General features: G+C 68.4%; 11 protein-coding genes and 3 pseudogenes. 12 read left to right on the top strand and 2 right to left on the bottom strand.

The annotated features are described in order from the left end of the window. The first annotated feature begins 728 nt into the window (after window positions 1-728). Window positions 729-1,292 (top strand): hypothetical protein, encoded by a 564-nt coding sequence (locus tag JF597_RS29145; protein ID WP_294002260.1) that lies wholly within the window; start codon window positions 729-731, stop codon window positions 1,290-1,292. 104 nt (window positions 1,293-1,396) lie between these two features. On the opposite strand, the gene JF597_RS29150 is transcribed toward JF597_RS29145, so the two are convergent. Beyond that, window positions 1,397-1,702, bottom strand: coding sequence for a hypothetical protein (locus tag JF597_RS29150; protein ID WP_294002261.1), 306 nt, complete (start codon window positions 1,700-1,702; stop codon window positions 1,397-1,399). Between the two features lie 178 nt (window positions 1,703-1,880). Here JF597_RS29150 and JF597_RS29155 point away from each other — a divergent pair. The 8 genes and pseudogenes from JF597_RS29155 to JF597_RS29185 form a co-directional block, all read left to right on the top strand. After that, window positions 1,881-3,089, top strand: a pseudogene (locus JF597_RS29155) (IS701 family transposase). 256 nt (window positions 3,090-3,345) lie between these two features. After that, entirely contained in the window at window positions 3,346-4,266 is a 921-nt protein-coding gene (locus JF597_RS29160) for a site-specific integrase (RefSeq protein WP_366916458.1), read from the top strand. Window positions 4,267-4,285: 19 nt separating this feature from the next. After that, entirely contained in the window at window positions 4,286-4,435 is a 150-nt protein-coding gene (locus JF597_RS55695) for a hypothetical protein (RefSeq protein ID WP_366916459.1), read from the top strand. Beyond that, window positions 4,432-4,758 (top strand): helix-turn-helix transcriptional regulator, encoded by a 327-nt coding sequence (locus JF597_RS29165; RefSeq protein ID WP_294002263.1) that lies wholly within the window; start codon window positions 4,432-4,434, stop codon window positions 4,756-4,758. Before JF597_RS55695 ends, JF597_RS29165 begins: the two co-directional genes overlap by 4 nt. Beyond that, the gene (locus JF597_RS29170) at window positions 4,755-5,750 is read left to right on the top strand and encodes a hypothetical protein (protein WP_294002265.1); all 996 of its coding nucleotides are present in this window, start codon (window positions 4,755-4,757) and stop codon (window positions 5,748-5,750) included. The genes JF597_RS29165 and JF597_RS29170 overlap by 4 nt, the downstream gene beginning before the upstream one ends. Before the next feature lie 20 nt (window positions 5,751-5,770). Further along, a complete protein-coding gene (locus tag JF597_RS29175) occupies window positions 5,771-6,544 on the top strand; it encodes an SDR family oxidoreductase (RefSeq protein ID WP_294002267.1) in 774 nt (257 codons plus the stop codon). A gap of 26 nt (window positions 6,545-6,570) precedes the next feature. After that, window positions 6,571-6,942: a MerR family transcriptional regulator gene (locus JF597_RS29180; RefSeq protein ID WP_294002328.1), complete on the top strand. Its 372-nt coding sequence runs from the start codon at window positions 6,571-6,573 to the stop codon at window positions 6,940-6,942. Window positions 6,943-7,494: 552 nt separating this feature from the next. Then, window positions 7,495-8,529 (top strand): annotated as a pseudogene (locus tag JF597_RS29185) (IS256 family transposase); the annotation flags it as partial. 24 nt (window positions 8,530-8,553) lie between these two features. Here JF597_RS29185 and JF597_RS29190 read toward each other — a convergent pair. Then, on the bottom strand, window positions 8,554-9,771 hold the full coding sequence (locus JF597_RS29190; protein ID WP_294002329.1) for an IS110 family transposase: 1,218 nt from the start codon (window positions 9,769-9,771) through the stop codon (window positions 8,554-8,556). Window positions 9,772-10,050: 279 nt separating this feature from the next. Between JF597_RS29190 and JF597_RS29195 the strand changes: the two are divergent. From JF597_RS29195 to JF597_RS29205, 3 genes and pseudogenes are all read left to right on the top strand, one after another. After that, window positions 10,051-10,284: pseudogene (locus tag JF597_RS29195) on the top strand (hypothetical protein); the annotation flags it as partial. Further along, window positions 10,272-10,736: a GNAT family N-acetyltransferase gene (locus tag JF597_RS29200; RefSeq protein WP_294002268.1), complete on the top strand. Its 465-nt coding sequence runs from the start codon at window positions 10,272-10,274 to the stop codon at window positions 10,734-10,736. The pseudogene JF597_RS29195 and the gene JF597_RS29200, both read left to right, overlap by 13 nt. Before the next feature lie 394 nt (window positions 10,737-11,130). Continuing rightward, complete coding sequence (locus JF597_RS29205) at window positions 11,131-11,982, top strand: hypothetical protein (protein WP_294002270.1); 852 nt, start codon at window positions 11,131-11,133, stop codon at window positions 11,980-11,982. Window positions 11,983-12,142: the final 160 nt, after the last annotated feature.

Raw genomic sequence — 12,142 nt, forward strand, 5'->3', positions numbered from 1 at the left:
CGGCGGTCCGGTACATCCGAACCGCACGCTCACGCAACTCCAGCGGGTACTTCCTCGGGGCAGGCATCGTCTGGGCTCCTCTCGTGAGACCCATCTGACCCCCTGTCACCCATCCCCGCATCTCGGGGGAACCTCACTCACTCGTTCAAGCACCCAACCCGCGTGTCACCAACGTTCCGGGACAGCACACCTAGGCCCTGACTCTGCCGCCGCCACCGCCCGCGCTGCCGACCCGGGTCCGACGACGGTCGGCGTCGCCCAGTACAGCCCGGGGCCTCCTGTCGGCCGACGTCATTGACGCCCCGATCGGCGCCGAGTTCATCTGCAGCAACGGCGTCGCCGACCTCCTCGTCACGTCCAGCCCACTCGCAAGCGGCTCCTGCACGGGCCAGTGACACCAGTTCCTGCCAGGGTGACCAACAGGGGTGTCGGCTCTCAGCTACGCCGTGACAGCGTACGGACGGCAGGTGTCGCGCAATCCCTGCCGCCGACGTCCCGTCACCGCCGCTGCCTTCGGGTTGCGGGCGTGTGAGGCAGGACAGATCCAACTGGCAGCACATCCGCGACGGTGCTTGCATGGAAGTGGAGCTATGCCCTCGTGTAAGCACCGAGGAAGGCTCATCTACGCGTTCACGGGATCCGGCTTTCGGCCCCGTTTGCAGCGCACAGCAGCACGCCGGACCGGATCAGGCCCGCACGACGCAATTCATCAACCAGAGGTGACAACCATGGCCGCGACCGCCACAAAGATCGACTCCACGTGCCATACACCACTGTTGTACATCGGGCGCGTGCTCTTGCGCCCGTCGACCCCGGCAGAACTCCAGCAGTTCCCAAACGCGACATACGTACTCGCCGTGGACATCATCGGCCCGCCCGAGTACAAGGTGGTTCTGGATAACCTCATGCTGTTCGTCACCATCACGGATCCCCCCTTGAACGCGGACGGGACCGGGGTGTTCTTCGTCCAGCATGCGAATACCGGCTGGCTTTGGGGCCTCCCCGTAAGTGACAACACACCCCCCGGTCTGGACGGCTGGAAAGAAGACCCGCATCAGCCGCATCAGCCTACGAGGCGGCTGCGAGGTCGGAAGCTCCAGGACAAGATCTGGTCGGGCGCCGATAACGGCTCGACCTACTGGATCGGCGTGAACGGCTTGAAAGCCACTCAAACCTTGTCCTTCACTGCCTACCCGATGGCAGAGAAGGCTGTCGCTGACACGGGCGGATGCACTATCCAGATGACGGGCCTCAGCATCAACGAAGATTTCCGCGGGACTTGGGGTGGTTAGTATTCCAGCTGTAGATCGCGATCTTGCTGGTGGAGTACCAGGTGCCGGGCCGGTCTGATCCCCGCCTCGATTGGTTTGGTCCGATGCGCTTGCCGCTGGACTGGTCAGGAGGGGCTGTTGGCGCTGGCCGTGCCGTAGAAGCGGCCCTGGTCGCACAGGGCGTCGATCTCGGCGTTGTCTTCGTCGCTCAGTTGTGCATCCAGCGCGACGCTGATGATGCCTCGGGCGCGGGCCAATCGGCGAGCGACATCCCAGTCGGCGATGAATTTGCCGACTGTGTATTCGTCGGCGGTTCCGGATGCCTGGCGGGATCCGAGTCGGTCGAGGGAAACGACGAACTCGTTCAGGTCCTGCAGTACTTCGACGATCTCGCTGAGGGGCATGCGGATCACTCGGGAGGACACGTCCATCAGCCGATTCAACTCCAGAGTTGATGCTCGGGCCCAGATCCTGATCTTGGTGCTCGGGGCCGGTCCGGGAACGGGTGCGGCCACCGGTGATCATCGGTGTGTGAAGACAGAAGATCAGACGGTGGCCGCAGGTCACAGCATAGATCCTGCCCGCTGGCAGAAGGCGTTCGAGGTCCTGATGGGCCGTATCGCGGGACGGTTCAGCCGGGTAGAACCTCGGCGCCGGGCACGGGCGTTCGTGCTCGGACTCTTGTCGGACCTGCCGCGCAAAAACTGCTGGACACTCGCCGAGCAGGCCGGCGACGCCAACCCGTACGGTCTGCAACACCTGCTGTCGAGGGCGAAGTGGGATGCCGACGCGGTACGCGATGACCTCCGCGGCTTCGTCGTCGAGCACCTGCACCACGACGATGCGGTGCTGGTCGTGGATGAGACCGGCGACCTGAAGAAGGGCATGGGCACGGTGGGGGTGCGGCGCCAGTACACCGGCACTGCCGGGCGCATCGAGAACTCCCAGGTCGCCGTCTACCTTGCCTACTCGACTCCGCTCGGGCACGCGGCGATAGACCGGGAACTGCATGTTCCGCGTTCGTGGACCGAGGACACGGCCCGTTGCCAGGGCGCCGGGATACCCGACAGCCTCGCCTTCGCCACGAAACCCGCCCTCGCAGTCCGTATGATCATCCGCGCGCTGGATGCCGGCGTCCGCACATCCTGGGTGGCCGGCGACGAGGTCTACGGAGCCAACCCGCACATGCGCACCGCCCTGGAGAAACGGCAGGTCGGCTAGGTACTCGCCGTCGCCCGTGACCACCAGATCACCACCCACGCGGGCACGTTCCGCGCCGACGCCCTGATAAAGAAGCTGCCGCGCAGAGCCTGGCAGAAACTCTCCGCCGGCGCCGGAGCCAAGGGGCACCGCCTTTACGATTGGGCCCTGGCCGACCTAGCCGACGACCGGCCTGGCCACCACCAGTTACTCGTCCGTCGCAGCCGACGCACTGGTGAACTCGCCTTCTACCGCTGCTACTCAGCCACCCCAGCGCCGCTGTCCACCTTGGTGCGCGTCGCCGGACGCAGATGGACCGTCGAGGAGACCTTCCAGTCCGGCAAGGGCCTGGCCGGACTGGACGAACGCCAAGTCAGACGTTGGACGTCCTGGCACCGCTGGGTCACCCTCGCAATGCTCGCCCACGCCTTCCTCACCGTCGTCCGCGCCGACGAACACGCCCGCTACCCGAAGCCCGACGGACTGATACCCCTCACCTGCAACGAGATCCAGCGCCTGTTCATCGCGCTCGTCGTCCGGCCCGTCCACGGCACGACCCACCGGCTCGACTGGTCCCACTGGGGACGCCGCCACCAAACCGGCGGAAATCGCATCTGACGCGAACTGGAGGATTGTTGCGCCGCGTTGGCCGGGCGGGCGTCGGGAAGCCGCTGATCAGCGGCTAGAGGCCCCGCCATGTGCCTGCGAAGACGGTAGCCGAAGGGCCGGGGTCGCGTCGTTCCACTTCACTCGATCGGATGGTTGACCTGCTGTTCCTCTCCGGGCTTCGCGTCTGATGCGAGATTCTCGCACCGAATGCGATCTCCGGAGCGTGACGGATTTGGCGAGCACGGATGGAACGGCCCCCGGTGCCGTGCGACTGCACCTGGCCGATGGGGTGCCGCTCCTGCGTCCGGAGGAGCAGGTCTTCGAGGCCATGCTGGACGGCTGGCGCAACCAGCAGCTGGCGCGGAACCTCGCGCTGTCGACCATCAACGGCCGCGAGCGGAAGGTACGGGCGTTCGCCGCGCACGCGGACGCCTTCCCATGGAACTGGTCCTCGCCACTGGCGGACGAGTGGTTCGGCGACCTGCGGGCCGTCTGTGGCTGCGTCCGCTCGACACTGCGTGGCTACCAGGAGGCGGTGCGGCTGTTCTGCGACTACGCCACCGACCCGGCATACGGCTGGGCCGGCGAGTGCGAGCGGCGATTCGGCACCCATCCGATCCAGGTATGCCACGAGTGGAACACCGCCGTGCACATGCAGGAATGCGAGGCCGAGGCCCCGAAACGAGCCTTCACCCGGGACGAGTTGCAGGCGTTCTTCGACCACGCCGACGACGAGGTGAGCCGGGTCCGAGGCAGAGGCCGCCAGGGCTGGCTACCAGCCTTCCGCGACGCGATGCTATTCAAGACCGCGTATGCCTACGGGCTACGACGCAACGAGACGCGGATGCTGGACACCGCCGACTTCGGCCGGAACCCCGAGGGACCCGAGTTCGGCGAGTATGGCGTCTGCTACGTCCGCCACGGCAAGGCCAAGAAGGGCTCACCCCCCAAACGCCGCAGCGTGCTGACCGTCTTCGACTGGCGGCCGAGATCCTCGACCAGTGGGTCAGCGAGGTCAGGCCCGCCATGCGGCACGCGGACGGGACCGCCCTATGGCCGTCCGAACGCGGCCGGCGCGTCGGCCTGCGACGGCTGGACTCCCGCTTCGCCGCCTACCGCGACGACCTCGGCCTGGATGCGGTCCTGGACTTCCACTCGCTGCGGAGGTCCTACGTCACGCACCTGATCGAGGACGGGGGGATGCGTTGTTCGTCCAGCAGCAGGCCGGCCACGACCACGCCTCCACCACCTCCATCTACACCTGCGTGTCCTCCGACTTCCGCACCCGCACCCTGCGGCGGGCCCTGGACGCCACGATCGAGGCCGCGCTCAAGCCCGCGAGGAGCGTCCGATGAAACGCCAGGTCAGCTACCAGTGGCGACTGCGCGAGCGGATGGCCGCCGCCGGGATGTTCACCACCAGCGAGCTCGCCCCTCCGCTCGCCGAACGCGGCATCAACCTCTCCCTCTCCCAGGTCCATCGCCTGGTCACCGGCACCCCCGAGCGGCTGTCGCTGCCGGTCCTGGCCGCGCTCTGCGACATCTTCGAGTGCACGCCGGCCGACCTGATCGCCACCAAGGCGGAGAACGCCACCGTCCGCAAGGTCGCCACCGGCGACGCGGTCTTCGACCTGTCGACGGTCCGTCCCAAGCGCACCCGCATCCGGCCCGAAGGATGAGCCGCACCCGCGTCCGCACCGAGGACCTGTTCTGCACGCGGTGCAGGCGAGCCGTCCGCCTCGGGGCGGCCCACTGGCCCGAGGGCTACCTCTGCACAAGGTGCTACGACCACGCGCTGGAAACCTATGGGACCTGCACCGGCTGCGACACCGAGCGGCTGACGCCCGGCCTCACGCCGGACGGCGGCAAGCTCTGCACCGACTGCGCCGGCGGCCTCGGCGACTTCACCTGTGAACGGTGCGGCCAGGAAGCACGGCGCTACCGGCGCGGAGTCTGCGGCCGATGCGTCCTGGCCGAGCAAGTCGGCGAACTCCTCGACGACGGCACCGGCAGCATCCGGCCCGAATTCCTCCCGTTCTTGGACGCCCCGCGGCAGATGCGCCGCCCGAAGGGCGCCCTGACCTGGGCCAGCAAGCCGCACGTCCAGCGGAACCTGCGGGCCCTGGCTCGCGGCGAAGTCCCGCTCACCCACGAGGGCCTGAGCCGGCTCACCCCCTGGCGTTCAGTGGCCTACCTGCGTGATCTGTTCATCGAGGCCGGGATCCTGCCACCGGCCGACCGGCAGCTGCTGCTGTTCCAGCGATGGCTCGCGGAGAAGCTGCCCGCCATCGACGATGCCGGGCACCGGCAGTTGCTGGAGCTTTTCACCGCCTGGCACGTCCAGCGCCGCCCGAACACCCTGGCCGGCCGCGGCCCGCTCACCGGCAAGCAGGTCCAGCAGGCCCGCGACCAGATCCGCCTCGCGACCGCCTTCCTCGATCACCACGCCGATCGTGGACGATCCCCCGCCAACTGCACGCAGGCCGATGTCGATGCCTGGTACGCCGGCGGCTACACCGCCCGGCGCCTCACCCACGCCTTTCTGCGGTGGGCGATACGGTCCAAACACATGCCGAAGGTCGTCGTCCCGCACCACTCCACAAGCAATCCCGCCCCGCTCGCCCAGCACCAACGGCTCGCGCCAGTTCGATCCCCCTCAGGCGCTGCTTGACCTTGCCGCTGGGGGCAGGGTTGCACGATGACCGGCATGAACAGCACGCACCACAGAGCAGCAGGATCGTCGCCGTCACCGGAGCCGGCACCGGGATCGGCCGGGCCACCGCCCGCGCCTTCGCCGCTGAGGGCGCCCACGTGGTCGCGATCGGGCGGCGGGCCGAGCCCCTCAAGGAGACCGGGGCCAGGCACGACCGGATCACGCCGCTGGTCGCCGACATCACCGCCGAGGGCGAGCCGGATCGGATCATCCGGGCCGTTCTGGAGACACACGGCCGGCTGGACGTGCTGGTCAACAACGCAGGCGTCGTGCGCAGCGGCGCCCTCGGCACGCTGACGCCGGGGATGATCACAGCTCAGCTTGCCACCAACCTCGTCGCCCCCATCCTGCTGGCCCAGGTCGCGCTACCACTCCTGGAGAAGTCGGGCGGGGTGATCGTCAATGTCAGTACGTCGGTGGGGCAGCGGGCCTGGCCCGGCAGCTCGGTCTATGCGGCTACCAAGACCGCTCTGGAGCTGCTGACCCGCAGCTGGGCGGTCGAGCTGGCACCCCGCGGGATCCGGGTGGTGGCGGTCGCCCCCGGCGCGATCGACACCCCCATCGGCGAGCACCAGGGCCTGACGCCGGAGCGAATGGCAGCGGTGCGGGAGTGGCAGCTGGCGCACACCCCACTGGCCCGGATCGGCCGCCCCGAGGAGGTGGCCTGGGCAGTCACCCAGCTTGCCGCACCGGCCGCTTCGTTCGTCACCGGAGTGGTACTCCCGGTCGACGGCGGAGCGGTCGTGGCGTGATAGGAGTGGCCCGGGAGGTGGAATGGGTGCGGATCGGTGAGCTAGCCAGGGCGACCGGGACAACCGCCCGTGCGCTGCGGCACTACGAGCAGGCCGGACTGATCTCCTCGCAGCGGGCCCCCAACGGCTACCGCATCTACGACGAGCGGGCGGTGGTGCGGGTCCGCAATATCCGCTACCTGCTGGCCTCCGGGCTCACCCTGGACGACGTGCGGGTGTGCCTGCCATGCCTAGACGGCGATGTGTCCGCCGCACCGCCCTCGGAGCAGGGCCTGCGAGTCGCGTTGGAACGGCTGGCGGTCCTCAACGAACGGATCGCCGCCCAGACCGAGGCCCGCGACCGGCTGGAAGCCGCATTGCGACAGGCAACCGGTGGCCGGATCCGCCCAGTGGCCTGAACGCCCGCCCCGTCGCAGAAACCGGAGGAACCTGTCACTACGCTCCCCACGGCCACTCACGGTGACCACGAACCCTCACCGGCCAAGGAATGCGCGACTCTCGATTACGCGAGGTCGCCAGTTTCACACGCCTCACGGGTTCATCCGATCGCGTCGGGAGTAGCGATCAGCCTCCGGGCCAGATGCGTTCTCGCCATCGGGGAGAGGAATAGTCAATACCTGTGGATCTGGGGGGGCAGCGGTGATGTCGAAGTCTGCCGAGGTCCGGGTGCTCGTCTTCGAAGCCGCGGTTCCAAACAGCGTTGAGATCTCAGTCCTTGGCTGGCAGGTCATGTCGCGCTAGCCAGTTCGGATCATCCAGATCCTTGAGGACCTGCTCCGACAGCCGGGCGAGCCCCGTACCGCGTCCCCGGGCGAAGCATCCGCGAGCCTCGCACCGGGCGTGCTCCAAGGCAGCAGCCCGAGCGGCATCTTCGCTGTCGTACCGCGTCACGTTGCGCCGCTCGTAGCCCTCCTCTGAATCGGCGGAGGCCTGCCCGGCTTCGCACGCCCGTGCTTACGGTGGTCAACGAGGACGGCACCACGCCAAGCGGCAGTTCGCTGTTGGATGAGGTTGTTCGGGAAGGCGCACGGCGGATGCTGGCCGCCGCACTGGAGGCCGACGTCAATGCCTACATAGGCGAGTTGACTGCTGAGCGCGACGCCAGGGGGCGCCGCCTGGTGGTCCGCAACGGCTGTCACCAACCCCGGCAGGTCACCACCGCTGCCGGCGTGGTCGAGGTGAAGGCCCCGCGGGTGAACGACAAGCGCGTCGACGAACAGACCGGAGAGCGCAAGCGGTTCTCGTCCGCGATCCTGCCGCCGTGGTGCCGCAAGTCGTCGAAGATCGGCGAGGTGCTGCCCCTGCTCTACTTGCACGGCCTGTCCTCCGGCGACTTCGTGCCCGCCCTGGAGCAGTTCCTCGGCTCCTCCGCCGGGCTGTCGGCGGCGACGGTTACCCGGCTGACGACGCAGTGGCAGTCCGACCACGCCGCCTTCATAGACCGCGACCTGTCGGAGGTCGACTACGCCTACGTGTGCGACGACGGCATCCACCTCAACGTCCGTCTGGAGGAGGCCAAGGCGTGCGTCCTGGTGCTCATCGGGGTCCGCGCCGACGGCTCCAAGGAGCTCGTCGCCCTCAAGGACGGCTACCGAGAATCCGGCGAGTCATGGGCTGACCTGCTGCGGGACTGCGCCCGCCGGGGCATGCGCGCCCCGGTCCTCGCGGTCGGCGACGGCGCCCTGGGCTTCTGGAAGGCCCTGGCGGAGGTGTTCCCCGAAACCCGCGAGCAGAGGTGCTGGGTTCACAAAACGGCCGACGTCCTCGACTCCATGCCGAAGTCCGCGCAGCCGGGCGCGAAGAAGGCGATCCAGGACGTCTACAACGCGGAGGGCCGCGACCACGCCGAGGTGGCGATCAAGACATTCGCCCAGCTCTACGGGGTGAAGTTTCCCAAGGCGGTCAAGAAGATCACCGACGACCAGGAGCAGCTGCTGGCGTTCTACGACTTCCCGGCCGAGGACTGGATCCACTTGCGCACCACGTATGTAATCGTCAAGGAGGGCAGGTCATGGGCCGGTGCCGGGGATGGCGGGCATGCGGGGTCTGCCGCTCGGGCGTGTGGGCTGCCATTGGGCGGTCAGCAGAGCGCAGGCGCGTTCGGCCTGTTCGGCGATCTCGCGTTCGTGGCGGCGCAGTTGCTTGTTGTTGTAGTCGTAGCCCGCCCCGCGGCGGGCGATCCGGCGTTCGGCGCCGGCGGTCAGCTCGAGCTTGCGGCGTTTGAAGGCGACCAGGCTCGGGCGGGCGAAGGCGTAGTCCTGCTCCTTGGTGACCAGGTGCCAGGCGATGACCGTGATCTTCCGGGCGACCGCGACGATCGCGATCTGCATCCCGCGCCGGGCCGCGATCCGCTGGTGCAGGGCCCACAGCGGGCCCGGGGAGCGCGGCGCGGCGAACGCGGCCTGCACCAGCATCCCACGGGCCTTGCCACAGCCGGCCTTCGTGATCCGGCCGTGGTGGGCGGGTGTCCCGCCGGACTGGCGCACCCGCGGGTTCAGGCCGAGGTAGGACACGAGCTTGTCCGCGCTGTCGAAGCGGTGGAAGTCCCCGACCGCGGCCAGCACGGTGACCGCGGTCATCGCATCCACCCCGGGGATGGTCATCAGGTGCCGCACGGCCGGGTCGTCCAGCGCCTCGGCGGCCAGCCGCCGTTCCACCTCGGCGAGTTCGCCACCGTAGAAGCCGAGCCGGCGCAACAGGGCTTGCACGGTCTGCCGCTCGTCGGCCGGCAGCGTCTGATGCTCCAGCCAGGCCCGGCCGCGGGTGCCGAAGAGATCGGTCACCGGCGGCCGCGGCAGCATGTTGCAGTGCAGCACTGCCTGCACTTGGTTCTTCACCCGGATCCGGCCGCGCACCAGCTGCGCCCGGTGCGCCGACAGGCGCCGCAGCATCCTGATCCGCTCGTCCGGCAGCCAGGTGCCCGGCAGGAAGTCAGCGGCCGGCAGCTGGGCCAGGATGCGGGCGTCGACCTTGTCGGTCTTGACCTTCGCCTCGGCGATCGCCCGGGTCTTGACCGGATTGGAAATCACCACCCGGGCCACGTGCGGCTCCAACAGCACCGCCACCGCGCTCGCGTTACCGGTGGCCTCCAGCGCCACCTGGTCCTCCGGACGCAGCCCGGCGGCGAACTCCCGCAGCGCCTGCGGCCGGCAATCCACTCGGCCCCAGTCCGTGACCAGCCCGTCCTCGACCGCCGCGACCTGCGCGAAGTCACGGTGGATGTCCAAACCGATGAACCGCCCCACCGTCCGCCTCCCTGTGCCGACATGAACCTGATGCGGGGGTCAGCCGGGCGAAACGACACCTACGGAATCGCGCTCACGACGCAGCCAGGCAAGTCGCAGGGGCGGCCATCTACCAAGGCGGGCTCGCAGCCCATCGTTCAAGATCGGCCTGCCCATGCTGATTCCCCGGGCACCCCTTGTCCTGACGGTCGCACCGTACAACCGGGCCGAAGCCTGGTCACCAGGACACGGACAGCGGCACCCACGACTTTCATACCTGGTACGAACCCCATTGAGTCGACCTTCTCCACCGTCCGGCTGCAAACCAAGGTCACCCGTGGCGCCGGCTCCCGCACCGCCGCCCTGGCCGTGGTCTTCGAACTCGTCGAGTCCGCCCAGCAGCGGTGGCGGGCCGTGAACGCACCCCACCTCGTCGCCCTCGTCCGCGCCGGAGCCCGCTTCGAACGCGGCCTCGCGGGCCGTCTTCGCGACAGGGCTCAACCATGCGGTCGGTAAGCCAACTCAGGCGGGACTTTCCTCATCGTCGCGGCCGCGACTCTGAGAGGCGGCCGCGACGCCGGGACACCCCGCAAGCCCTGCGCTCGCGCTACCAGCGCATGACGGCAGGCTCTCCCGATCCGGCCGTGTCCTGGCTGAACTGGGTGATCCGGCTCCGCGCCGAATCCTGCCTGACGGGCACAGTCCAGGCGACGGTCAGCCCCTCCGGCCCCGGCCCCATCGCCGAGATCGCCTGGGTGGTGGGGACCCCGTGGCAGGGAAGAGGCATCGCCGCCGAAGCAGCCCAAGGACTCGTCGACTGGCTCAACCGGCTGCCGGTGCACACCGTAATCGCCCACATCCACCCCGAGCATCGCGCATCCGCTGCCGTCGCCACTGCCGCCGAGCTCACACCGACCGACGAATGGCACGAAGGCGAGATCCGATGGCGCCGGAGCATCAGCCGATAACTTCACCGATCCACAGGTCTTGACTATTACTCTCGGCAGGACGGGGACTGGTCATCGTGGATGCCCTGACCAGCCAGTGGGGTTACGCCCGAACCCATTCCGGCGGAAAGATCGTCTGGGCGCGCATCGCCCCCCATGCCTGACATCCAGCGAGCCAAACCGGCAAGACCGGCACAGGCGCGCCTCGGTGGCTCTTGCGGCACTCGTGAGGCACTGCGACAACAGCCGGACGCAAGGACGATCGGACCGAGTGCGCAACCGGCGGCCCCTCAGCGCAGGCGCGAGGCCGCCTGTCTGCGCGCTGAGGCCATGCGCCCCGAGTGCGCCAACAAGCAGGACACGATCCCGTCAACCCCCGCCCGGGATCAATGACACGCTGTCAGCATCGGCGGCCATGAATTCTCTTGAAAGGCTTGCCGCGTTCAAGCCCGACACCTGCAGCAGCGGAGCCGGCGGAATCGACTGGAGCTCCATCGCCTCCGCCAGTGCCATGAGCGCCTTCTGCGGCATCATGGCCGGCTTCGTCTTCGCCGGCATCGTCGTCGTCATAGGCGAGCGAAACCCCACCCAGGGGGACGGCCACGCCTCCCGCGCCTTGAGACTCATGCTGCCCTGCTTCGTGGGCCTGGCCACCGCGTCCTACCTCTACGCACTCACCTCCGGCGAACTGGTGTGCACCCGAGGCATCACAGAGCAGCTGTTCTCCGGCGCGATCCTCGCCGGAGATGCCGTCGTGGTGATCGTGGCCCTCGCCTGGCTGCTGCCCGCCTACGGCCGCAACACCCACGGCACGGTCGGCTTCTTCCGCGGACTCATCCAGTTCGCAGCCCAGTTCTCCACGCTCATGGTCACCGTGTCCGCAAGCGGATTCACCAACTCCATCCTGCACCACAATGCCGCCGGATGGGCCGACGCACTGGTTTGGGGCAGCGGCGTCCTCGCCTGCGCCGCGGTCTTCTACTTCTGGCGCAAGCCTCTGCCCACAGCTCCTTCCACACTGCCCACCGGACAGACAGCAACTCAGTGGCGCGACGAAGTCCTGCTCAACCGGCGCGTGCACATAGCATCCTGGACGACTCTCTATGTGGGTGGCGTCCTCGCCGTCGCAAGCGGTATCGCCGTCGGCATCCCCTACACCCACTGGGCCGCTCTGCCGGCCTGGCTGGTCTACACACTCGGCGAAGCCTCGCTTCTCCTGCCCGGCTCCATCATCGTCGCCGCCGTCTGGGCAGTCCCCCGCGAATGACCCTGCTCCCGCACAAGCCCCCATGCGGTCCCCGATTGTCATCCCCGCTCCCGACTTCTTCATCTTCTTCATCCGGCCCGAACTGGTCTCGTGCGGAGCGCCGGCTTGGGCAGAACCGAACGAAGCTGACGTACCCCTCCCCCGCCGGAGATGTACGAGG

Source organism: Streptomyces sp., assembly GCF_019510245.1.
Classification (GTDB): domain Bacteria; phylum Actinomycetota; class Actinomycetes; order Streptomycetales; family Streptomycetaceae; genus Streptomyces.

Bases quoted from the DNA above. Each gene is read 5' to 3' on its own strand.
- JF597_RS29145 (WP_294002260.1), top strand. From the start codon at position 729: ATGGCCGCGACCGCCACAAAGATCGACTCCACGTGCCATACACCACTG.
- JF597_RS29150 (WP_294002261.1), bottom strand. From the start codon at position 1,702: ATGGACGTGTCCTCCCGAGTGATCCGCATGCCCCTCAGCGAGATCGTC.
- JF597_RS29165 (WP_294002263.1), top strand. From the start codon at position 4,432: ATGAAACGCCAGGTCAGCTACCAGTGGCGACTGCGCGAGCGGATGGCC.
- JF597_RS29170 (WP_294002265.1), top strand. From the start codon at position 4,755: ATGAGCCGCACCCGCGTCCGCACCGAGGACCTGTTCTGCACGCGGTGC.
- JF597_RS29200 (WP_294002268.1), top strand. From the start codon at position 10,272: ATGCGGTCGGTAAGCCAACTCAGGCGGGACTTTCCTCATCGTCGCGGC.
- JF597_RS29205 (WP_294002270.1), top strand. From the start codon at position 11,131: ATGAATTCTCTTGAAAGGCTTGCCGCGTTCAAGCCCGACACCTGCAGC.